Below are 23,798 nucleotides of genomic sequence, written 5' to 3' on the forward strand. Positions count from 1 at the left end.
ATATAACCACTATTAAAATAGTTGTTGATCGTCTATTAGCGAGGAGTCACTGAAAGCGGCGACGCGGCAATCTAAGATACGCGAAGCATTACTCTAAAAAAACAGCTTCGCTGTTTACCTAGATCGCCACGGCATCTAAAGAGTCTTGCTATGACGATTATAGAAAAATGTAGGGTACTATGGTGCTTTAGACACGACGACCTTAATTCTTGAAGTTGACCGAGTATATACACATGTGCATCAACTATTGGTTATACTTTTAAATTATCCTACCATGTGTAATTTGTTTGACAACCGCAAAATAATTTGATAAATATAAATAATTAAGTTAGTATTAATACCAATTCCCAAATTAAGTTAGTTACTCGGAAATACGAATGCTCTCTAGGTCCACATAGTCTAGCTGAGCTGTCAAAATTTTGTGATGCTAATTTCAATAAATTTCTTGCAGAGTTCACTTATGTGCAAGGATTTAAGGAAGCCACGAAATCTCGACTTGCAGCACACTCAAATTCCGTTACGGATTCGAGCCTAGGCACTATGAATAAATTACCAACAAAAGTAGAATTATGCAAGAAGTCTAATCATTCGAGTAGTAGTCTAACCTTAATCTTTAAGTAACTTGACTTTCGTAGGTTTCGTGATTCTCCCAGTTTTTAAAGCAATAGACCTATTTCAAAACTAGCTATGAAAGGAATTTTTACTAAAAAATTAATCAAAAAATCGTAAGTAGTACTGGTGTACATGAGAATTCCTTCGATTAATTCTAACAACAAAATGACTTAGAAAGAATAAAGTTTCTAGAAAAGTTTGATCTTAACTAATCTAAAAAAAATAGGTATGACCCAAAATACAGTTACTAACAATAAGGAATCACCTGATATTTATTATAATAATAATACTAAGTATGATAATCCTAATAAAGATGGTATTGTTATCATCAATCTTAAACAATTAAAACGTAAGTCACCTGAAGAATTGCAAATACAAGCAGAAAATCTTAATATTGAAAATTCTAGTGCTTTGCTAAAACAAGAGCTAGTCTTTGCTATACTCAAGAAATCTGTTGAGCAGGGTGATTTGATTTCAGGAGAAGGCGTACTTGAAATTTTACCTGATGGGTTTGGCTTCCTTAGATCTCTAGAAGTAAATTACTTAGCCGGTCCTGATGATATTTATATTTCCCCAAGTCAGATTCGTCGTTTTGGACTACGTACAGGGGACACGGTAGAAGGGCAAATTAGAGCTCCAAAACCAGGAGAACGTTATTTTGCCTTGTTAAAAGTAAACAAAGTTAATTTTGAAGACCCTTCTAAGGCATATCATAGAGTACATTTCGATAATTTAACACCACTTTATCCTGAAGAAAAATTATCCCTAGAGCTAGAAGATAATAGTAAGGATTTTAGTACAAGAATAATTGAATTGGTTGCTCCTATGGGTAAAGGACAACGTGCGTTGATTGTTGCTCCACCAAGAACGGGAAAAACTGTTCTATTGCAAAATATAGCTCATGCTATTACCACCAATAACCCCGAAGTATTTTTAATTGTTTTGTTAATTGATGAACGCCCAGAAGAAGTTACTGATATGCAACGTTCAGTGCGTGGTGAAGTAGTTAGCTCAACTTTTGATGAACCCGCTATTAGACACGTTCAGCTTGCTGAAATGGTTATTGAGAAAGCTAAAAGGTTGGTCGAGCATAAAAGAGATGTAGTAATATTGGTTGATGCAATAACAAGACTTGCAAGAGCTTATAACACTGTTGTACCCTCGTCTGGTAAGGTTCTTACTGGGGGAGTTGATGCAAATGCTCTGCAACGTCCAAAAAGATTCTTTGGAGCGGCAAGAAATATTGAGAGTGGTGGTTCATTGACTATAATAGGAACTGCTTTAATTGAAACCGGTTCTCGTATGGACGAGGTAATCTTTGAAGAATTTAAAGGTACTGGTAATTCTGAAATAGTCCTCGATCGCAAAATAGCTGATAAGCGCGTTTACCCTGCGATTGATATTACTAAATCTGGTACACGTAAAGAGGAGCTATTGGTTGATAAAGCCATTTTAACCAAAATGTGGATTCTCCGTAGAATCATTAACCCAATGGGAACTATCGATGCAGCAGAATTTTTAATTGATAAACTTAAAAACACTAAAACTAATACAGAATTTTTTGATTCAATGAATTCATAAAATGCTTTTCAGGAGGAAGTATGGCTAAAAGAACAAAAATTGCTTTAATTGGTGGGGGAAAGATTGGCGGAACACTTGCACATTTGATCAGTCTTAGAGAACTTGCTGATATAGTTATGTTTGATTTATCTGAAGGTCCTTCGCAGGGTAAGACTTTAGATATATCACAAGCTGGAGCAATTACTGGATCAGATATAATTGCTAAAGGTACTAACAATTATAAAGACATAGAAGGTTCAGATGCTATAATTGTTACAGCTGGAGTACCACGTTCACCTGGAATGAGTCGGGATGATTTAATTAATGTTAATACTACTGTTATAAAAACTGTGGCTAGCAACATTAAGCAATATGCACCGAACGCTTTTGTCATTGTTATAACCAATCCACTTGACGCTATGGTTTACGTAATGTTAAAGGAAAGTAGACTAGCTAGCAATATGGTGGTTGGTATGGCTGGGGTGCTTGACTCATCAAGATTTAACTTTTTCTTAGCCAATGAATTTAATGTTTCTGTAGAAAATGTTAGTAGTTTTGTACTTGGAGGTCATGGTGACTCAATGGTTCCTTTGGTTAGATATTCAACAATTAACGGCATACCAGTTTTAGATTTAGTAGAAATGGGGTGGTCGACGAAAGAACGTATTAATGCGATAATAGATCGCACAAAAAATGGTGGTGGAGAAATTGTTTCACTACTTAAAAATGGTTCTGCCTATTACGCTCCAGCAACTTCTGCTATTGAAATGTTAGAGAGTTATCTAAAAGATAAACGTAAAATATTAAGTTGTGCTGCTTATCTTCAAGGGGAATATGGAGTAAAAAATATGTATGTCGGAGTGCCAGTTATTATTGGTAAAAATGGTGTAGAAAAAATAGTGGAAATAAAATTAAATGATGAAGAACAAGCTCTATTTAATAAATCAGTAGATGGAGTTAGAAAATTAATTGAATCAGTTAAATTGTAAATTTCTTGTCTAGACTACAGATATGCTAAGTATAATTTCACCAGCTAAGACTCAGGATTTTATCTCGGAAATACCGGATTTACCATGTACGCAGCCGCATTTCCTTACTAAAATGCAGTATCTCTTACAGATATGTAAAAGCCTATCACAAAATCAGATCAAGCAGGTAATGAATGTAAGTAGCAAACTGGCTGAGCTTAATTATCATAGATTTCAAGATTTCGATAACCATCCCCAAAAGCAAGCAATATTTGCCTATGATGGGGATGTTTATGATAATATTGATAGACGCAGTTTCTCTAAAGAGCAATGGGATTTCTTGCAAGGACATACGTTAATTATATCAGGTTTATATGGACCACTAAGAGTTTTAGATAAAATAAAACCCTATAGGCTAGAAATGTCAACAAAATTGCCAAATTTAGAAAAATTATCCAGTTTTTGGCAAATTGATATTACCAATTATCTAAATCAAATATTAGCAACTCACCAAAATAAATATCTAATCAACCTAGCCTCTAATGAATATTCCTCCGCCATAAATCAAAATGATCTTAAATATCCAATAATTAATATATATTTTAAAGAAAAAAGAAATAACAAATTACAAATAATAGCTATAAACGCTAAGAAAGCTAGGGGCAGCATGCTTAACTTTATTGGAGAAAATCTTATAGACGTACCTGAAAAATTAAAACAGTTCTCTAAACAAAACTATTATTATAGTGAAACTGAGTCTTCCAACAAAGATTGGGTATTTGTTAAAAATGAATAAGTTGTAATATTACAACTACATTTAAATTTAAAGATAATAACTTGGAATTATATATTAGTTATATTTAAATTCTTTACTATTCTGATTATTATTTATTAGTAGTTTATAAAATATTAGGGTTGACTATGAAATTTAATCGTAACAAAGCAATTATTGGTTTCCTTAAAGCCAATGAAGGTCAGAAATTTACTTCTAGAGACATAGCTGCATGGCTAGTAAAAACTTATCCTGAGGAAGTCAAGAGAAAAGCGGAGAACAGTAAATGCAAATCAATGCTCAATGTAACTGATCCAGCAAAAATAGCTCAAATTATAAAAGGATTTTTTAGTGCAGAAATGAAAAGAGAGTGGTATGATGACTACATACAGAAACAGGAACCTAATATTAAAAGAATAGAAGAGCATCCGCGTAGGTATTATTATACTAAAGAAACTGATCAGGCAGAGATAGAAGATGCTGGGAAAGAACCAAACATAAAAGAAAAAGAGATATATCTAAAACTTTCAGAATTTCTTTGGAATAAGCTTGGTATTTATAACATGATTATTAATGAAAAATGTTCTTCAAATCGTAGTGGTACTAATGCTAATAAATGGTTATATCCCGACCTAGTGGGAATGGAGGCTATGACGAAAGGTTGGGCAGAGCCGATCAAAGATTGCGTCAAACAATATGCGAATATAAAAGCTAAACTTTGGTCTTTTGAGGTGAAAGTAACAATTAATCACTCCAATGTACGAGAATCTTTTTTTCAAGCACTATCAAATTCCTCATGGGCTCACTATGGATATTTAGTAGCTTTCTCTCTAGTAGAAAGCAAGGATAGTAACACTTTTCATGAACTGGAAATTCTTTCTGCTAGACACGGTATAGAATTTATTTTATTAAACATAAACGAATCAGAAAAAGGTTGAATACTAATTCCTGCTAAAGAAAGATTAGAGATTGATTGGGATATGGCTAATAGGCTCGTTAAAGAAAATCCGGATTTTGAACATTTTATAAAAGAAGTAACTTCTTTTTATAAAACCGGAGAAACTAAACGCTCCGACTGGAAAAATGTGAATTATTAAGGCTCTGGGCTCTGTCCAACTGATTGTGTGTGCGTCAAGATAAGGCACATTAATCTTAGGGGTGAAAGTCCTATTATGGAAGGAGTAGCTACTCCACCATATAGCGAGTCTTGTGCAGCTGAAGGTAACGACAGTAGTAAAGCGTAGACAGCGAAACATCCGAGCCGAAACCAAATCTAACAGTTAGCCTTAAGTTTTAATTGCAAGGATTAAAAAGAAATAAGATAATATTAAATTTTATTTTTTAAGATTTGAGGTAAGCAATTGGATAGTTTGGGACTAGGAGAAGGAAGTAATAAGTTATTTTTTGAATCAGAATTTGAAAGTTTAGTTTAAAAGATCAACGTCTTAAATCAAGAGCTTTAAAGATTTTTATAGCCCTAATGGCAAAATTTACAATCTGTATTAAGAATCTTTTTGATAATCCACAAGATCAAAGATAATCTTATGATTTTTTTGTTAATAGCAAAGTTAACAATGATCATTTAATAGAGTCGCATTTTAGGCAAACTACTGATAGAATTAACAACAATAATGATAATTTATTGCTAGTGATACAAGACAGTACTTATCTTAACTTTACTAAACACAAAGCCAAGATTGACATTGGTATAGTCAATTCAGGAGAATTTGGTGACGTCGTCACTCGTCGCTCGCCTATTATCTATAGGCTTCGCTCCTCATCTTCGAGATAAATATGAGCAAAAATTATGCTATAGAAGTGGATTATCATGCGGCGTGTGGAAAAACTAAACCTCATTTCCATCAACTTTTTATCTACTCTTAATCGGAAATTTAGGTTTACAGAAAATATCGTGAGATAATATCATTACTTACATATTCTCCGCTAGAATTATTTTTAATCCACTCTTCATCTAAAAAATTCATAACTACTAAATCATTAGAAAATTTGTACTTTTAATTATATACTAATTCTTTCACTATTGATTTTTGTATTTTAGGATGTAACATATATTGTTGTGGCTTGTGATTAACCTCTTGAACTAAATGAAATACTGCTTGCACGATTCCACCAAGTAATAATCCTCGAGTAAGTTGTATATCATTGTCTGGCACAGATTCTCCAGAATTATCCAAATTTACAGGGTATCCTCCTCTAAAAATATTGAACGTTGCACTATCTGTAGAATATTCGATATTATCCAATACGTTAGAGGTATTAATAGAAGAATTATCTTGAATAATATGCAGTAATAACTGAAATTCTATATCTTGTGATGAGCAACTAATTAGATTCTTTGTTCCTCGTATTTTATTGACGTCAAGAGATAAAGTAATATCTTCTCCTGTACAACCAAAAATATATTCAGATTTCTGAAATAAAGATAGAATATTATTTGCAGTTTTAATCTTCTTCATAAGATTATACTTACTATCATATCTATCATATATTATTACTTTATGATTTAAAGATAATAATTTTTGTGCAATAGATCTCCCTATAGCTCCAAAACCTACTACTCCACATACAAGGGTACGAGATTGTAAAGGCAAAATTTTATCAAGTTTTCGTATGACGGTCTGAGCAATCATTGGAGACTCTAATATTTGCTTTGCAGCAGAATAAGCAACGTTAATAAAAGGTAACGTGGTATAATTGTTTTTAATAATATGAACAACCCCTGATGATGTCTGCTCTACAGCAAAGACCTTGTAATTATCACTTAGTAACTTTGGAATAGTTGTTGTACATTTACTACCATCATCTAGTATGATAATAGTGTCAGATTTTACATTTATTATGGTAGTAGCAACATTAGCCCACATATTAGCTATATCTGTATTAAAATAATAGTTAAAATAGCCAAATTGTTACGGTTGGGAACTAGGATAGTAATTTACTCCCATTTCTATAAGTTGGGCAATTACTATAGGGCAATTTGAGTATATTTTACCCATTATATGAATATTATTCGGCTTAGCACCTAATCTGATAAGAGATTTTATTAAATCTATTGTTGTAAATAACAAATGTTGTACACAAACAAAGGTAACATTTTTTAAATTAAGATACTTACATCCTTTTAATTTATCTATTATACTTTGTAGAGTTTCTAATATGGGTGTATTTAAATTACTCATAATAAACTCAAAAAATTACTCATTATTACAGATAGCAATACAACCATTAAAAAAACTAGATGAGGAGCAAAATACTCTTGCTTCCTTACCATTACTATTATACTCTAAAAACCTAGCATCATCTTCAGATATAATTTTACTAGATAATATCTGACCAAATGGATCGTTTCCAGAATGAAATAACTCAAATTTTATGTTTTTAAGGGAGTTGGCACTATGATTCTCAATTTGGTGAATAGTATTTATTAAAATATCTAATAATCTTTTAATCTCTCTTTGATCTTCAATTATACTCGGAGGATTTCTACAATAAGGAGAGCTATTAAATAGAGTAGGAAAGCTAAGAGAATAATAGACTTTACTATTTTTAGTAAATTTTGCTGGTTGCATAATATTTGGTATATAATCTTTTAGATTATAATCATTTACATATATTTGCTGTATTAAACTCATTGGCAAACCTGTATCATCCGTAGATGGCTTAAATGCTACAACAGAACCTTTAGAAATCAAAATTAAATGTCTAACAGTGTCTATTAGATATGATCGTGGTTTTAAATTACGTAGATTAATTGCATGAGTAAAAAATGACCATAATAAACTAAAATCTGTAAAATCTTCTAACAATTGAAATTGTTTCCAACATTGAGTAACTAGATAATTATAAAAACCACTATATCCAGGATCATTTGGTTGAAGAAACCAATCATTAGAAAATACTAGAATGCTATTATTCCAATTTGAATTATGAAAATACTTATTAATATCTACAAATGTCCGCCAATGATCTGACAAACCATAGGGAGCATAGATATCAGCCCCTAATTTCTTTTTAATCCTATTATGACCCACTGTATCAGAAATACTTGGAATCATAACAGTAGAGCGAGCTCCAGCTGACACATTCCAAATAGGCATATCTAATGAAGATGTTTGGTTTAACATATGCATTAATTCAAATAGACCAAAAAGTTCACCAGTCAAAAGAACATTAAGGGAAACAATTCTATTTTGTATCTGAACAAATACTTCGCTCAAACTATTAAGAATTAAGGATAAGGGAATATGGCTATATCTCAACTTCTTTTTTAGAAATTCTGGAATTCTTGAGTCATTTATAGAAATTAGTTTGCCGTCTTTAGTTGGTAGATGAAACTCCCCCCTATTAACAATATATGCTCCATAAGGATATTTTATTTTGAATAAAGAATATCCTCCACATTGATTAACATTATCACATTTTTCTGTCAATTTCTGTAAAGCTCTGTAAAGCATTTTTTTTTAAAAACAAGTTATGTTTCATTACATTCTTGAAGCCCAATTTTTCCATTAATCTCTTTATAGTATCAAAATCCATATGATAGCACGTTACAACACAATCATTTGTAATACTAATTTCTATGGGGCAACCATCCGTGTACTCATCTTTCAAAAACTTCGTGGGAAATTTTAATATATCAAAAACCTCTGGATAAGAATATGCACTTATAATATCTAAAGTGCATATTACAACTTTTCCTCCTTGTTTTAAGCATTCATAACAATTTTTGATAAATATTTCTAATTTACTTAAAGCATCTATATATAAAATCACAAAGATACTATATACAATATCGTATTCCTGTTGTCCCAAAATTGCAGAACTTTCAACATCAGAAAAATCTAATACATGTAACTCAATATTACTATTTTTGATATTTTCTTTACATAGCTCTACTTGATAAGGAGAAGTGTCACACCCTACTAATTTCAGTAGATTCTCAGCATAGAAAATTTCTAAATATCTACCAAATCCACAACCTATCTCCAATAGAGTCTTGTCTCTTACATTTCCTATAATATTTTTTACGTGTGGGTTAATAATATAATTATTAAATCTAAATTCCTTAGTTTCTCTATAAGAATCAGTAATAGTTTTTAATTTCCAGTTATTCATAATTTTACCATTGAACAATTAGAGGAACTGCTTTTTATTATTCTAACATAAGCATTAAAATTAAAAAGCACTAAATTACAATAGCATAATTTTAGCATGCTATTCTTGCCCCCTATTTTTAGTCTTACCAAGTGTGTTTATATATGGTTTCTTTATATTTATTATAAAAATACAAGACTTTATGAGAGATCAGAATTATTGGCAAATAAAATTCAAAATGTGTCAATACTCAAAAAGATTGTTAAACCAGCTTTTAATATTAAATAAACATATTAAAGACAAGGTGGATATTATTGAAATTAAGAAAGCAATATATTATGCTAGGAAATATCATGCTGACCAGAAAAGACAATCAGGAGAGCCATATTACTCACATCCAATAGAGATAGCTTACATGGTTGCTACTTACACGGCTCAAACACGTCCACGATTTTTTAGAACAGACATGATAGTTACTCATTATTTCATGACTGCCTTGAAGATACAAATATAACTGAAGAAACGATTAATATTATCTTTGGTAGTAAAGTTGCTAATCAAGTTCAAGACTTAACTAGAATAAAACTAGAAAAAAAGATTAGTGTCGTGGAAATGATTAATTCTTTATTTATTCAAGGAAAGTCAGATATATTGATTATTAAAATTTTTGATCGTTTGCATAATATGAGAACTCTTTACGCAAAATCCTCTGAAAAAATTGATAAAACAGTTAATGAAACTTTATGTTATTTTGTACCACTTGGCTATGCATCTTAATATGAATGATATAGCAAACGAATTAATTAATATATCTTTAAAATACCTATTGGGTCGTAACTATAAATTGTAAACAGTGTTTGACCCTCTAATAAAAATTAACCATCTAATACCATTTCCGAAAACTAATCATCACATCATCGTATTTCATGATCTCCGCTCCTCACGTACTAGTTGTCATATCTTTACTCACATCTTTTAAAAGCGGCATACTTATTAGGCTTTAAAAATACATCTTTGATATTAAAACCTGATATGTATAACCTATTTAAAAAGATGTGGGTAAAGATATGACTAGTTGTACGCTCCGGTGCACAACTGTTGAAAGTTTACAAATACCTATACTAACCTGAATTCGATGTAACTTGTTACATCGAATTCAGATTCAGGAGTAATTTTAGCATTAATCTTAGTAGTAGGTCCATGTAGTTCTAGTACTTCTATATTTTCATAACCCTCAGATGCTAGAAATGTTATAATACAGGTGTTGATTTTTTAGTAACGAGCCTTGACGCGGTTAGATATACAAGATATAATTATATTCTAAATTTTTTTATCAAATAGTATTAGTGCTAACTATATTTAGTGATATAATATACAAATTAACAAAAAGCAATAGTAGAAAATGTTTAATCGAATATATACTCAGGTTCTAAAAAAATCCCCTTGGGGAAATTCTGAAGAGGAAGAAAAAAGTGAATATAATATATTTACTAGGCCAAGGAAAAAAAATAAGTTTAACCTTAATGATTTCTATAATAAGTTTGGCTTCAACAATAACATAATGGTGTTAGTTTTGTTGTCGTTAGTTGCTGTTTGGTTTGCCTCCGGAGTTTATGAAGTTAAGGAAGGAGAAGAAGCTGCAGTAATGAGGTTTGGTAAGTTTGTTCGTAAAGGATTCCCTGGTTTGAATTATCACCTTCCATTACCGTTTGAACAGGTAGTAGTTGAGAAGGTAAACCAGTCTCGTAGAATTGAGATCGGATATAGATCAACAAGTAGCCTTAGGTCTAATGTGGACAACACCAAAGCTGTGGCTGCTGAAAGTACTATGCTTACTGGCGATGAGAATATTATTGCACTAAATTGTGATATAATGTGGCATATTACTGATTTAGAAAAATATATTTTTAATATTGTTAATCCAGAAGATTCTGTAAAAACAGCTGCTGAAAGTGCTATAAGAGAAGTTATAGGCAATACTCCTATCTCTTCGATATTATCAGACCAAAAACAAGAAATCACTAATAAGATTGAAGCTTTAACACAGAAAATCCTTGATCATTATAATGCTGGTGTTGGTATTGAGAAAGTGCAGTTACTAAAAGCTGAGCCGCCAGCTGAAGTAATTGATGCTTATAGGGATGTACAAACTTCTAAAGCCGATAAAGAACGTGAGATAAATCAAGCACAATCCTATAATAATGATATTTTACCTAAAGCTAGAGGGCAGGCAGCTAAAATTGTCCAAGAAGCAGAAGGTTACAGACAAGAGGTTATCTCAAGAGCTGAAGGAGACAGCAAAAGGTTTGCTGCTGTATATACACAATATGTTGCTAATAAGTCAATAACTAAGGATCGCCTTTACTTAGAAGCTATAGAAAATATTCTAATGGATACTAACAAAGTTATTATGGGTACTAATGGCGTTTTGCCGCATATGGCAATTCAGCAAAATAAAATTAAGGAGTAGTGCTGGATGAAGACAATTTATTATATAAGTTTCGTAGTTTTCGGATTATTATTATCAGTTACCAGTGCTTTATTTACTGTTGATCAACGCCATTCCGCTGTGGTATTTCAATTTGGTGAAGCAATGAGAACCATTGAAAGTCCAGGATTAAATATAAAGATTCCATTTATTCAAAATGTTGAATTTTTTGATAAACGTATCTTAAATGTAGAGGCGGAAGCAAAAGAGCTAACTGCTTCTGATGGGAAAAGGGTAATCGTAGATGCTTTTGCCAAATTTCGTATTGTTGATCCTGTGATGTTTTACAAAACTGTACATAACTACCAAGGTGTTAAAATTAGACTTAATAAAAACCTAGAATCTTCAATGAGAAAGGTTATAGGTAGATTACCTTTGACTAGTCTTCTTACAAGTGCAAGGTCTGACATAATGTCAAATATCTTAAATCAGGTTAATGAGGAAGCAAAGAATTTTGGACTTGATGTAATTGACGTTAGAATCTTAAGAGCTGATTTACCGAAAGAGAATAGTGCAGCAATTTATCGCCGCATGCAAACTGCTCGTGAAAAAGAAGCTACCCAAATAAGAGCTGAAGGACAAGAAGAAGGGGCTCGTATAAGATCAAGAGCTGACAAAGAAAGTAAAATATTACTTGCTGAAGCTTATATGCAATCTCAAATCATAAAAGGGGATGGTGATATGGAGGCAGCTAAGATATATAATCTTGCTTATTCTGTTGATCCAGAATTCTATAAATTTTATAGATCCTTGGAAGTATATAAAAATACTTTAAAGAAAGATGATACTTCTTTTGTGTTGTCTCCGGAAGCAGAGCTATTTAAATATCTAAATTTGGGTAAATAGAATGACATTGAGAGAGTAAAAATGATTAGTAATTGGGTAGATGATATAGTCCAAAATATTTGTAAGTTTAACAATTTACTAAGGTATTTAATTATCACTTTTCTGATGACTATGTGGTTGGCATCTTCTATTTTTGCTGAAAATATCCAGCCAAGCAAAATTACTCCTGAGGAATCTAATAATTTACAGTCAGTGCCAATAAAGATACCTGAATCCCATAATTATAGTTTTGCAGACATTGTTGAGCCACTTATTCCAGCTGTGGTAAATGTGTATACAGTACAATATAACCAAAAATTAGAGGATTCTCATAAAAAATCTTTTGAGCGTTTTCCATTCGATCATTTTAATGAACTTTTGGAGCGTTTTAATCTACCTTTTGATTTTGATGAGATGTATTCAAATCCTAAATCTGTTCCCCTTGGCTCTGGTTTTATTATAGATACTACAGGTTTTATTGTTACCAACCATCATGTAGTTGCAAATGCAGATGAGGTTCACATAAAATTAAAGGATAATAGGGAGCTATCAGCTAAATTGGTAGGTAGTGACAAAAAAACTGATCTTGCTCTTTTAAAAATTGAGATCGAAACTCCTTTGCCTTTTGTAAAATTCGGTGATTCCAGTAAAGCTAGGGTAGGAGATCAGGTTATTGCTATTGGTAATCCTTTTGGTAGACTTGGAGGAACAGTAACTGCTGGTATTATATCTTCAAAGGGACGTGATATTGATAACACTAACGGTATAGTAGATGATTTTATACAGACTGATGCGGCTATTAATAATGGTAATTCCGGTGGTCCAATGTTCAATATTAATGGTGAAGTTATAGGAGTCAATACAGCAATATTTTCACCTTCTGGGACTAGTATTGGTATTGGATTTGCTATTCCATCTAATACTGCTAAATCAATTATTGACCAGCTAAGGCAAAATGGAAAAATTAATCGCGGCAGGCTTGGGGTAGTAATTCAAGAAGTAACTAATGAAATAGCTGAAGGGTTTGAGTTAAAAGAAGCTTCGGGAGCGTTAGTAGTGGAAGTACAAAAAGATGGTCCAGCTGATAAATTTGGTATAAAACCTGGGGATGTAATAATAGAATTTGCTGGACAACCGGTAAAAAATTCTAGGAGGCTGCAAATAATGGTTGCTGAAACTACCGTTGATCAAGAGGTAAAAATTATCGTTGTACGAAATGGCAAAAATCAAGAATTAAGTGGCAAGATTAGTAGTGAAGAGGATATAGAGCCTAAAAAAGTAAACGACAAGGTAAGCGATAAAACTTCTGATAATAAATTTTCTGTTGTAAAAAATAATGTTACTTTTAGTAATTTAACAGATAATCTTAAACGAAAATTTGCTATTAAAAGTAAAGTTGAGGGCATTATTGTAACTGATATCGCAAAAGATGGAAAAAATTATGGTTTTAAAATTGGTGATTTAGTAATAGCGAGCAATCAACAACCTATAGCTTCTATAGATCAATTAAATGTATTGTATGACAATGCCCAATCTATTAAAAAGCAAAATATAATCTTGTTGGTACAGAGACGGGGTGTTTCTATGTTTATAGCCTTGCCAGTTACCAAATCTGAAAATTAGTAGTAATGAAGTCAGTATGGATAATGATAAAATAGCAGTATTAAGTTTTTATAGTTTTACTAACCTAGAAAACCTTGAGATTTTGCTGCCAAAGATTTTACTTATTGGTAAAAAAAGAAGAATGAGGGGTACTATTCTTTTAGCTCTAGAAGGATTTAATGGTTCAATTTCTGGGACAAAAGAAGAGGTAAGTTTTTTAGTAGATGAAATTATAAAACTTACATCTGCGGAAGATGTAAATATTAAAATAAATTATTGCTATGACAGTTGGGGATATTGATATTGCAAATCTTAAAGGAGAGTATATTGAACCAAAGGACTGGGACAAGTTTATTAGCCAAAATAATGTGGTATTAGTAGACACTAGAAATGACTATGAAGTTTGTTAAGCAATTTCCCAAATGGGTAGAGCAGAATAAAGAATTACTTGCTGGAAAAAAAGTAGCAATGTTTTGTACTAGTGGGATTAGATGCGAGAAATCAACAGCCTAGCCTATTTGAAGAAACTGGGTTTTAATGATGTGTACCATCTTAAAGGCGGTATTTTACAATATTTAGAAGTGACCCATAATCGTAATAGGTTATGGCAAGGAGAATGTTTTGTATTTGATGACAGAAGAAGCTGTGGCAAGTGACTTGTCACCAGCTGAAGGACATTGGTTGGAACGTGGTGATCGATAAACTATTATAGGCAGAATCAGGTTTTAATATCAAAGATGTATTTTTTAAAGCCTAATAAGTATGCCACTTTTAAAAGATGTAGGAAAGATATGGGGTTTACTACGCTCCATTCGCTATAGTACCCTACATTTTTTTATAATCGTCATCGCGAGGCATCTTTAGATGCCGTGGTGATCTAGGTAAACAGCGAAGCTGTTTTTTCTAGTACGCTTCGCGTATCCTAGATTGCCGCGTTGCTGCTTTCAGCTACTCCTCGCTAATAGACGCTCGGAAGGTCTCTTAACAGCAGCGGTATAAAAAATGTAGGTACTATGTCCGTTCGCTCACCCCTTGTTTTTCGCTCCAATTCTTCAAAACATTTGAGTATATGAATTGTTATCCCAACATAGGCTGATATCTAAAAAAATAGCCTAGAAGAATGTGTTAAATATCATAGCCCCCTGTTTACACAGGGGTGAGATAACATGGCGAGTAAGCTGCACCGAAGCAGGGATGATATTTAGTCTCTTAATTATCTTGAATAGAGTTCAACTACTAAATGTACTTCTGGTTCAAATGGGTACGGAACATCAGAAATTACTGGGATTCTGACAAACTGACCAGACAATGAATTGGAATCAAAAGTTAAATAGCTTGGTACAATGTTTCCTTGTTTGCTAGCTGTCTCGAGTATTACAGGGATTTGTTTTGCTGATTCCTTTAGCTCGATGACATCTCCTTCTTTTAGTCTTATACTTGGGATATTAACCTTTTTACCATTCACTTTAATGTGACCATGGGTAACAAATTGTCTTGCAGCAAAAATCGTTGGTGCAATATTCATTCTGTATATAATAGCGTCAAGCCTTCTTTCCAATAGGGCTATAAAATTTTCACCCGTATTGCCTTTCATTTTTTGTGCGAGAGTAAAAGTATTTCTAAATTGCTTCTCGTTAATTCTACCATAATGGCATTTAAGTTTTTGTTTAGCCTTCAAATGTAGACCATAATCAGAAGTTTTAACCATACTATTCTGACCATGTTGACCAGGACGATAATTTCTTGTATTGAAGGCATCTTTACTATCGCCCCACAGGCTTACACCAAGTCTTCTGCTAGCCTTATATTTAGAATTAATAATTTTTGTCACGCTCTATGTCTCATAATTTTGATATCATACTGACGTCATTATGACGTTAATTTAAGTATACTCTTCTGCTTTGAAAATATCATGGATTCGCATGCTCACGTACTATATGTACGTTCCGCTTGCTCACCATTCATTTTCAAATCCAATTCTTCAAATCATTTGAGTATATATATTTTAAGTATATATATTTTAACAATTAAAGTCAATTCCTCATTTTTTGAAATTATGAGTGTATGCGAATTCCTCAACATAAGCAAATTATGCAAAAGGTCTATTCTAATTCCTTGATTTTATCGGATGATTCGAGCAACTGGGCATCATAATTTCAGATTTTGATGAAACAAGCTGATAACGCTCTATAGGATGCTGGATTGTTTTGTTACCAATATCTATGCCTAATTTTTGAATATTCCTAGCCTTAGATAAAAAATGTCGATTAAAAGAAGCGGCAAATTTATCATAATTATTGACTATATGCTGAATATTATTGCCAAGTTTCTGCGAATGCTCCGCTAACGAAGCAATAGAGGTCAATAATTTTCTTACCTCTTCTATAATTAATTTGTGATTTTCTGACCGTCTATAATCTGAAATTTGGAATTTAGCAAATGATAGCATATTCATAAGTCCTGCTGGACCAACTGGGAAAATATTGCTTTCCCAGGCCTTGTATAAAAAATTATTATCTGCAATCAGAATTTTTTCAATTGCCTGTTCAGTAGGGACAAACATCAAAGTAACTATATTACCAAAATGTTCCTTTTTATCTTGGAAACTAGCTAAAACATTTTCCGCGTAATCTTTACTATTTAAGGACTTTAAATGATTATTCATGGTTTTACTAAGATTAGAACTATCTTGCCCTAAATCTACTAAAAACTTTGAAGCTTTTGCATCTATAACCATTAAGTTACCAGAAGGTAAGAAAACTAGGGCATCTGGTCTAAGTTTTAAATTATCGGTAGTTGTCACAGAATATTGTATGATAAAGTCTAAATTAGAACGTAGACCTGATGATTTTAGAATGTTCTCAAGAGTAATTTCAGCAAGTAATCCAGCTCCCAGATGGAGAAAGAAGGGATTGTTTAATAATGTCTACTGTTCCTTTAGATTGTTCTATATCCCTACTTAATGACCCAACCATGTTTATTAAACGTTCAAACTCGTTATTAAATTTGCTTGTTGCCCCCGAAATATTTTTTTCTGATAATTCTCTTGCTTCTTGATTTTCCCGTCTATGAATTTCAATTAATTGTTTAGACAATTCATTACCAAGATCAAATAAAGCATTTTTTGCCGATACATATGACTCCTGCCTTGATTTATCTGCTTCAGCTATCAATTGATTCTGATAGTCTACTTTACTAGATAATTGCTCAATTTTTTGGATATAAGAAATTTTTTCTTGCTGCAAAATTTGATTCTGCTTACTTGTTTCTAAATAGTTATTTGATAAAAAGCCTAATTCTGCATTTAATTTGGTTGTCTTATGATAAAACCAAGCAAATAAACCAAATAAAACAACAAGTCCGGTAGTAAGCAATAATAGAATATAACTCATTGATAAGTTTACTCTTTAGTTAGTAATTTTGGAATTACCCGGTCTTCTAAAGGACCAGTTGGCATAGCTGGCTTTAATAATTTCGGAGTTAAAATGAATTTAGTCTTTTGTTCAATAGGTGAAAGAGTAACAAAATAACTATGCGGTTGCTGAATTATCCCGTATTTATCCCATTCTGGGTGTTGCCTATCTAGGTTACCTTTAAATTCATGAGGACCATAAACTTCAATCTCACCAAATTTATATTTCTCCAGTGGAAATACTTCGTCAATATAAAAGAAATCATTAGGAAATCTACGTAACGTTCTGAAATTAGCATATATAAACATGTTGTCTTTTGGACGGAAAATAAAAATATCTATACATACCTTGTTGCATATAGTGTAAAAATCTTGATGGTAAGTTTTATAACCTAACTTGACAAAATCTGTTAGTATATCTTGTAACCTTATTTCATCAGCGTGCATTACACCAATATCTAGGTCATCATCAAAAGGTATGATGCCTTTATGCCTTGCTGCCCCAAGAAGTGTACCACTTGTAATCCAATATTGTATGTTATGTTTAGTCAATATTTCATGAGTATCTTTCATTAATTGGTATAAGCTTAGGGCTTTATTTTCACTAATTGTATATTTCTGTACTTGTTGGTCGGTAGGAGTTACATATCTCCATTTGTGATCATAAAACTCTACATAGCCTAGATACAAACCATAAACAATTATAATTATTCCAGCTATTTTAAAGAAAAAGTTATTAGTTTTTTTATGATTTTTGTGCATATATATTTCCCATGTTTATTTTAGTAGACTTTTTTAAAGTTATAAACTATAAGTTGCTTTAGTTAGATAATTATATAATTAATGATATATGAAAGTAAAACCAGTAATTATGGCTGGTGGTCTAGGAACTAGATTATGGCCATTATCACGACAGATGCAACCAAAACAATTTATAAAAATATTTAAGAATTTGAGTTTAATACAAAAAACCTTGATTACAAACAGAACTTTAGGCAAACCAACTTTAATAATTGCTAAGGAATATGAATTAATAGCAAAAGAGCAACTTAGAGAGCTAAATATAGAAGCAGACTTAATAATAAGAACCTATGCCTAAAAATACAGCTTCATGTGCAATTATATCAGCTATTCAAGCAAAGAATAACGGTTATGATACTGTTATTCTACTGCCTTCTGATCATTATATACATGATATTGATAAGTACCTAATTACTATTAATGAATCTTTGAATTATGTCGCAAAATTTGGTATTTGTACTATTGGGATTAAGCCTAGTTTTGCAAATACCGAATATGGTTATATTAAAATAAACAAGTTATTAGCAGATAGAACTTACAACACTCAACAATTTGTAGAAAAACCTACTCTTCAACAAGCACAAAATTATCTAGCAAATGGCAAATATTTTTGGAATTCAGGAATTTTTATTTTTAATATAGATTTTATTTTAGAGCAGGCTAAATTATGGCAAAAAGAACTCTTTAAACATGCGTATGATGCATATTATTTTGCAACCAAAGATCATAATAATATAACACTTGCTTTAGAACCATACCTATATATTACCCCAATTTCTTTAGACTATGCTATAATCGAAAATATTAGTCAAATGATTATGATAGAAGCCAATTTTAGTTGGAGTGATATTGGAAATTGGCATTCTTTATGACAAATACAAAAAGAAGATATAACGAATAATTACTGCGAATGCGATGTTATAAACATTGATAGTACAAATTCATATATTAGTTCTAATAATAAGCTTGCTGCTGTAATAGGAGTTGATAATATAATAATTATTAATACTGAAGATGCTTTATTGATCGTAAACAAATCAAGAGTTGAGAAAATAAAGCAGCTTGTAATGGAAATGACAGAGATGGGACGAAAAGAAGTATTATGAACTTACGTGAGAGTATAAAAAACTATGTCAGCAATTTTCAAGAAGAATATAAATATAAAGAAAGGATGTTGGACTTTCTAGATAATTGTAAAAATCCATTTAGTAGGGAGACAAAAGAAGGACATTTTACCGCTTCAGGATTCTTACTTAATTCTGATAAAACAAAGTTCTTACTGATGCATCATCGTAAGTTGGATAAATGGTTGCAACCAGGAGGACATTGTGATGGTAATAATAACATTTTGGCTGTAGCAATTAAAGAGGCACAGGAAGAATCGGGTATTTTAGAGATTGAGCTGATTTCTAGACAGATTTATGATATAGATGTTCATCTAATTCCTAGTAATTCTATAGACCAAGAACATTATCATTATGATGTGAGATTTTTATTAAAAACCGTTTGCAACGACTATTTTGTAAAAAATTCTGAATCAAACGAATTACGATGGATAGAATTTGCTTCTAATTATCAAGAACTTGTGCTAGATAATTCAGTAGAAAGGATGATAAAAAAGTACACTCTTATGCTTTGAAGAATTGGCTTCGTAAATATATACTGCTATGATTTCAAGAGTTGGTAGACGATAGTATCCCAGCTTTCGCTGGGATGACATAATGGCGGTAGGGGCAACATCACCCAACAAATGTTGAAAGTTAAAAAATCGTCTATTAGCGAAGTGCTGTTGTAAGACTTAAACCGTCATTGCGAGTGAACTTACGTGAGCGTGGCAATCCATGAAGCTTGAGTGTGCCAAGAAACAATAACGTTATCGTAGTAAATGATTGAATGCTAAGTAATAGATGGTGGTAGGTCCACCGAGATTGGCTAGCACGAGTATATCTCAAACGACCCCACGGGGGGGATGGTGCTGTGTCTTTCAAGGAGATGGTGTTGAGCAGATGGGGAAAAGACGATTAAATCGTCACGTAGGATTCAAGGAGACGAGCGTAAGCGAACCAATCGATGAGGTTGTCGAAATAAATTTTAATACTGTCAAAACTAGAGATTCTGACTTATCTTTGGGATATAGACTAATCGGTAATGTGTGTTTTGGATTAGTGACAGTCGATATAGAGATGGCGTGAACTTGAATTAGGCTATTACTTAGAACTTGGGAATCATTCTCTTTTCTTCCAAGAGAGTGGGGCGGATAAAGTTATAGTAGTGATGAAGGTTTGGAAACAAACTGGAGCGAAGGACTTTACTTTTGAAGGTTATAAGATGATCAAACAACCAATTAGGTAGGAAATGATAATTATATGACTAAACATTATGATGTAAGCAAGGATGAAGTAATGAGCGTTTGGAAAGCAGTATAAATTGTAATCAGGTTTTGCCCCCTTTAGAGCAAAGATTGTAACGAAAAATGCCCCCTCTAAAAAAGTAACAATATCTCCAAAAAATTAATATTTTAAATATTTTTTTAAGGAGTTTTTAGGGAGTGTTTATCGTGGAATCAATTGCAAAAATACGCAAAATGTATCATGTTGATGGCAAAGCAATTAAAGCAATTGCCAAAGAGCTTAATATATCAAAAAATACCGTTAAGAAAGTTATACGCAGTGATGCAACCAAATTTGAATTAGCCAAATATACTAAAGCTAAGCCAGTTTTGGGTGAATATCTTGCGATGTTAAATCAACTATTAGCAGAGAATATCAAAGAACCAGTCAGACGTAGGATGACTGGTAAGAAGCTATACGAACAGTTGAAGATATCAGGTTATCAGGGTAGTTATGAATCTTTAAATCTAATCGTTAGGAGTTTTCGGAGAACCCATGAAGCAAAAGGTAAGCAAGTGTAAATTGTAATCAGGTTTTGCCCCCCTATTGTAATGAACTATTGCCCCCCTAACCACATTAAGAATTAGTTAATTTAGGCACTTTTTAATTTAAATTCTAATCGAATCTAAATTAAAATTTAGAGAATATTGATATACAAAAAGTGATTAATAATCATCAGAATATCATACTCATAGGTGGTTCTGGTTCTGCAAAAACTCATCTAGCAATTGGCTTAGCGTTCACTGCAATTGAAAGAAATTACAGGGTAAGATTTTATACTTTAAATGTATTAGCTAGCCAATTGCTTAATGCTAAAACGCATAATTATGAAAGCAAATTCATCGATTCAGTTAAGAGATTCCATCTGATTGTAGTAGATGAATTAGGTTATGTACCAATAAAAGTGGATGCTAGATTCCTGTTATTTGAGGTATTTGCTAAATTATATGAGCAGTCTTCGCTTATTATCACTAACCATTTGAGATTTGAAGAATGGGGTGATATATTTGGTAATGCTAAAGCAACAAAAGTAATGTTCGATAGATTGACACATCATTGTCACATCATAGAAACTGGTAATAAAAGTTTTAGAGGAGGAAAAGATGTAAATTAGCAAAAAGTATAATTGAAAATCACTAATTGAGTGTAACTAAATATTATCTAAATTTTAATTTAGATTCGATTAGAATTTAAATTAAAAAGTGCCTAAATTAACTAATTTTTAATGTGGTTAGGGGGGCAATAGTTCATTACAATAGGGGGACAAAACCTGATTACAATTTACAGAAATATAATTAAGGAAAGAATAATGGATAAAAAACCAACGACAGCATACAAATAACACTTACATATCAACTAAGATAAAAGGAGTAAAGATGAATTATATGAATCGATAGTTAACAACATCAGAGTAAAATATAACGGCAAATTATCCAACGTTGAAGCACATACGGCAACTAGGAATTTGATAGAATTTGTCAAAATCTTGCTTCATTTTAATTAGAGATAGAATAAGATAAAAATATTCAATTTTTTTAAAAGATAATTGCTGTTAAAGCTATTTTACTTGCTCGTGTCTCATCAAAAGAACAAGAAGAAGGCTACTCTATTGAAGCACAAAAATACCGATTACAAGAATATTGTATGCGTAAAGGTTTAGAAATTCTAAAAATCTTTGAATTCTCTGAATCATCAACAGTAGGTAATCGTAAAAAGTTTCAGGAAGCTATAGACTTTGCTAAAAAACAAAAAGAAGTTATAGCAGTAGTAGCAGATAAGGTAGATCGATTACAACGTAGTTATAAAGAAACTCCTCTACTAAATGACTTGATTGAAAGAGCAAAAATCGAACTACATTTTTACACAGAAAATTATATAATACATAAATACTCTACGTCACAAGAAAAGATGATGTGGAATATTTTTGTATTAATGGCTCAAGCATTTGTTGATAGTCTTAGAGATAATGTCAACCGTAGTATAGACTAAAAATTACGTTTAGGGGAATGGATCAGTACTGCACCTATTGGTTACTTGCATATCAAAGGACACGGTACAGGACATAACAAAGGAAAAATAATCATTGATCCTAATCGTGGTCCTTTAATTAAAAAAATATTTGAAACATATGCTACAGGCAGTCATACTCTACCTGAGATACTAAAGAAAACCAAAGAATGGGGGTTACGTAATTCTAGAGGTAATCAAGATTATTTATGCCACTCTTATCTTTATTCTATTATTACAAATCCATTTTATTACGGAGTAATGCGAGTCCTAAAAACTAAAAAAGAATACCAACATATATATCCTCCTCTAATTAGTAAAGAACTATTTGATACTTGCCAAAGGGTACGTGTTAACTGGAATAAAAAACCGTTTAAATATGGAGAAAAAGAATATATATTTAGAGGATTGATAAAATGTGCTGTCACTGGTCGAGTTGTTACTGCTGAAACCAAAAAGAAGACCTATATTAATGGTCAAACTGAAGAATGGATATATTTAAGAACTTGGGATTCAAATAAACCTAATAGGAGGATATACGTGAAAGAAGAAATAATACTACAAGAAGTAGAAAAAGTATTAGCAACACTCCATCTAGACCCTAATTTGCTAGCTGAAGTAATTACTTATATTAAAAGCTCGGCAAAAATAGAGCAAGGTTTTCATAAAATGCGTATAGGAGAGCTACATACTGAGCATACTAAGATTAAAACTCGTATGGATAGGTTAACTGATTTATTTTTAGATGGTGATATTAGCAAGGAAGATCATGAAGGAAAACGTCAGCAATTAATACAAAAACGTGAAGATATCGTGAGAGAAATAGAAAACCATGATTATGCTGATGATAAATTTTCAGAATGCTTGGTTAACCTAGTAGAACTGGCTTCCGGAGCGTTAGAAACCTTTAAAGGTTCGACTACGGAAGGAAAACGTAAATTGATGAATTTAGTATTTGCGAACCTAGAATTAAAAGACGGAAAGCTAGACTTTATGCTACGTCCACCGTTTGATGCATTCGTAAAATGCACTAAAATCGAAGAATGGCGCACCCTAGAGGATTCGAACCTATGACCTACGGATTAGAAATCCGTTGCTCTATCCAGCTGAGCTAAGGGTGCGTATACTCAAATGATTTGGAAAATTGCGACAATAAATAAACAAGGGATGAGCGAACGCAAGCAGTACATAAAGTACGTGAGTACGCGAAATCCCTGCAAGTATTTGCAAAAGCCAATTCTTCAAA

General features: G+C 32.1%; 23 protein-coding genes, 1 tRNA gene and 2 pseudogenes. 18 read left to right on the top strand and 8 right to left on the bottom strand.

Features of this window, described 5'->3' with window-relative positions; translation table 11 throughout:
- Positions 1–840 precede the first annotated feature (840 nt).
- From rho to AAHM86_RS02365, 4 genes are all read left to right on the top strand, one after another.
- Entirely contained in the window at positions 841–2,193 is a 1,353-nt protein-coding gene (gene rho / locus AAHM86_RS02350; RefSeq protein ID WP_342268162.1) for a transcription termination factor Rho, read from the top strand.
- Positions 2,194–2,213: 20 nt separating this feature from the next.
- Positions 2,214–3,161, top strand: coding sequence for a malate dehydrogenase (mdh, locus tag AAHM86_RS02355; protein WP_342268163.1), 948 nt, complete (start codon positions 2,214–2,216; stop codon positions 3,159–3,161).
- Between the two features lie 22 nt (positions 3,162–3,183).
- Complete coding sequence (locus AAHM86_RS02360; protein WP_342268164.1) at positions 3,184–3,936, top strand: peroxide stress protein YaaA; 753 nt, start codon at positions 3,184–3,186, stop codon at positions 3,934–3,936.
- 125 nt (positions 3,937–4,061) lie between these two features.
- Positions 4,062–4,850, top strand: coding sequence for a hypothetical protein (locus AAHM86_RS02365; protein ID WP_342268165.1), 789 nt, complete (start codon positions 4,062–4,064; stop codon positions 4,848–4,850).
- Positions 4,851–5,927: 1,077 nt separating this feature from the next.
- On the opposite strand, the gene AAHM86_RS02370 is transcribed toward AAHM86_RS02365, so the two are convergent.
- The 4 genes from AAHM86_RS02370 to AAHM86_RS02385 are packed head-to-tail and all read right to left on the bottom strand — an operon-like array spanning position 5,928 to position 9,048.
- Positions 5,928–6,797, bottom strand: a complete 870-nt coding sequence (locus tag AAHM86_RS02370) for an NAD(P)-dependent oxidoreductase (RefSeq protein WP_342268166.1) — start codon at positions 6,795–6,797, stop codon at positions 5,928–5,930.
- Positions 6,798–6,842: 45 nt separating this feature from the next.
- Positions 6,843–7,112, bottom strand: a complete 270-nt coding sequence (locus AAHM86_RS02375; RefSeq protein ID WP_342268167.1) for a hypothetical protein — start codon at positions 7,110–7,112, stop codon at positions 6,843–6,845.
- Between the two features lie 15 nt (positions 7,113–7,127).
- Positions 7,128–8,387, bottom strand: a complete 1,260-nt coding sequence (locus AAHM86_RS02380) for a hypothetical protein (RefSeq protein ID WP_342268168.1) — start codon at positions 8,385–8,387, stop codon at positions 7,128–7,130.
- Positions 8,347–9,048 (bottom strand): class I SAM-dependent methyltransferase, encoded by a 702-nt coding sequence (locus tag AAHM86_RS02385; protein WP_342268169.1) that lies wholly within the window; start codon positions 9,046–9,048, stop codon positions 8,347–8,349. Before AAHM86_RS02385 ends, AAHM86_RS02380 begins: the two co-directional genes overlap by 41 nt.
- Before the next feature lie 181 nt (positions 9,049–9,229).
- On the opposite strand from AAHM86_RS02385, the gene AAHM86_RS02390 reads away from it, so the two are divergent.
- The 6 genes and pseudogenes from AAHM86_RS02390 to AAHM86_RS02415 all read left to right on the top strand — a co-directional run bounded on the left by AAHM86_RS02390 (position 9,230) and on the right by AAHM86_RS02415 (position 14,644).
- A complete protein-coding gene (locus AAHM86_RS02390; protein WP_342268170.1) occupies positions 9,230–9,541 on the top strand; it encodes a bifunctional (p)ppGpp synthetase/guanosine-3',5'-bis(diphosphate) 3'-pyrophosphohydrolase in 312 nt (103 codons plus the stop codon).
- Between the two features lie 20 nt (positions 9,542–9,561).
- The gene (locus AAHM86_RS02395) at positions 9,562–9,804 is read left to right on the top strand and encodes a hypothetical protein (RefSeq protein WP_342268359.1); all 243 of its coding nucleotides are present in this window, start codon (positions 9,562–9,564) and stop codon (positions 9,802–9,804) included.
- Positions 9,805–10,429: 625 nt separating this feature from the next.
- On the top strand, positions 10,430–11,497 hold the full coding sequence (hflK, locus tag AAHM86_RS02400) for an FtsH protease activity modulator HflK (RefSeq protein ID WP_342268171.1): 1,068 nt from the start codon (positions 10,430–10,432) through the stop codon (positions 11,495–11,497).
- Positions 11,498–11,503: 6 nt separating this feature from the next.
- A complete protein-coding gene (gene hflC / locus AAHM86_RS02405) occupies positions 11,504–12,361 on the top strand; it encodes a protease modulator HflC (RefSeq protein ID WP_341755183.1) in 858 nt (285 codons plus the stop codon).
- Between the two features lie 105 nt (positions 12,362–12,466).
- Positions 12,467–13,963: a Do family serine endopeptidase gene (locus AAHM86_RS02410; RefSeq protein ID WP_410521570.1), complete on the top strand. Its 1,497-nt coding sequence runs from the start codon at positions 12,467–12,469 to the stop codon at positions 13,961–13,963.
- A 16-nt stretch (positions 13,964–13,979) separates the two neighbouring features.
- Positions 13,980–14,644: pseudogene (locus AAHM86_RS02415) on the top strand (rhodanese-like domain-containing protein).
- A gap of 511 nt (positions 14,645–15,155) precedes the next feature.
- Here the strand turns inward: AAHM86_RS02415 and rpsD are convergent.
- The 3 genes and pseudogenes from rpsD to AAHM86_RS02430 form a co-directional block, all read right to left on the bottom strand.
- Positions 15,156–15,773, bottom strand: a complete 618-nt coding sequence (rpsD, locus tag AAHM86_RS02420; protein ID WP_342268173.1) for a 30S ribosomal protein S4 — start codon at positions 15,771–15,773, stop codon at positions 15,156–15,158.
- Between the two features lie 276 nt (positions 15,774–16,049).
- Positions 16,050–17,334 (bottom strand): annotated as a pseudogene (locus AAHM86_RS02425) (DNA recombination protein RmuC).
- Positions 17,335–17,342: 8 nt separating this feature from the next.
- Positions 17,343–18,116, bottom strand: a complete 774-nt coding sequence (locus tag AAHM86_RS02430) for a LicD family protein (RefSeq protein WP_342268174.1) — start codon at positions 18,114–18,116, stop codon at positions 17,343–17,345.
- A gap of 88 nt (positions 18,117–18,204) precedes the next feature.
- On the opposite strand from AAHM86_RS02430, the gene AAHM86_RS02435 reads away from it, so the two are divergent.
- From AAHM86_RS02435 to AAHM86_RS02465, 8 genes are all read left to right on the top strand, one after another.
- Positions 18,205–18,453, top strand: coding sequence for a sugar phosphate nucleotidyltransferase (locus AAHM86_RS02435; RefSeq protein ID WP_342268175.1), 249 nt, complete (start codon positions 18,205–18,207; stop codon positions 18,451–18,453).
- On the top strand, positions 18,446–19,027 hold the full coding sequence (locus tag AAHM86_RS02440) for a sugar phosphate nucleotidyltransferase (protein ID WP_342268176.1): 582 nt from the start codon (positions 18,446–18,448) through the stop codon (positions 19,025–19,027). Before AAHM86_RS02435 ends, AAHM86_RS02440 begins: the two co-directional genes overlap by 8 nt.
- A gap of 105 nt (positions 19,028–19,132) precedes the next feature.
- Positions 19,133–19,261 carry a hypothetical protein gene (locus AAHM86_RS07160; RefSeq protein ID WP_410521571.1) on the top strand — a complete coding sequence of 43 codons (129 nt, stop codon included), beginning with the start codon at positions 19,133–19,135 and terminating at the stop codon, positions 19,259–19,261.
- Positions 19,258–19,794, top strand: a complete 537-nt coding sequence (locus AAHM86_RS02445) for an NUDIX hydrolase (protein WP_342268177.1) — start codon at positions 19,258–19,260, stop codon at positions 19,792–19,794. Before AAHM86_RS07160 ends, AAHM86_RS02445 begins: the two co-directional genes overlap by 4 nt.
- A 918-nt stretch (positions 19,795–20,712) precedes the next feature.
- The gene (locus AAHM86_RS02450) at positions 20,713–21,066 is read left to right on the top strand and encodes a helix-turn-helix domain-containing protein (RefSeq protein ID WP_342268178.1); all 354 of its coding nucleotides are present in this window, start codon (positions 20,713–20,715) and stop codon (positions 21,064–21,066) included.
- A 140-nt stretch (positions 21,067–21,206) separates the two neighbouring features.
- Complete coding sequence (locus tag AAHM86_RS02455) at positions 21,207–21,659, top strand: ATP-binding protein (protein ID WP_342268179.1); 453 nt, start codon at positions 21,207–21,209, stop codon at positions 21,657–21,659.
- A gap of 446 nt (positions 21,660–22,105) precedes the next feature.
- Positions 22,106–22,534, top strand: a complete 429-nt coding sequence (locus tag AAHM86_RS02460; RefSeq protein WP_342268360.1) for a recombinase family protein — start codon at positions 22,106–22,108, stop codon at positions 22,532–22,534.
- Between the two features lie 45 nt (positions 22,535–22,579).
- Positions 22,580–23,626 carry a recombinase family protein gene (locus tag AAHM86_RS02465; RefSeq protein WP_342268180.1) on the top strand — a complete coding sequence of 349 codons (1,047 nt, stop codon included), beginning with the start codon at positions 22,580–22,582 and terminating at the stop codon, positions 23,624–23,626.
- Here AAHM86_RS02465 and AAHM86_RS02470 read toward each other — a convergent pair.
- Positions 23,597–23,673, bottom strand: a tRNA-Arg gene (locus tag AAHM86_RS02470). The two genes, AAHM86_RS02465 and AAHM86_RS02470, sit on opposite strands and share 30 nt — an antisense overlap.
- Positions 23,674–23,798 lie beyond the last annotated feature (125 nt).

The organism is Candidatus Tisiphia endosymbiont of Empis tessellata, assembly GCF_964031035.1.
GTDB lineage: Bacteria > Pseudomonadota > Alphaproteobacteria > Rickettsiales > Rickettsiaceae > Tisiphia.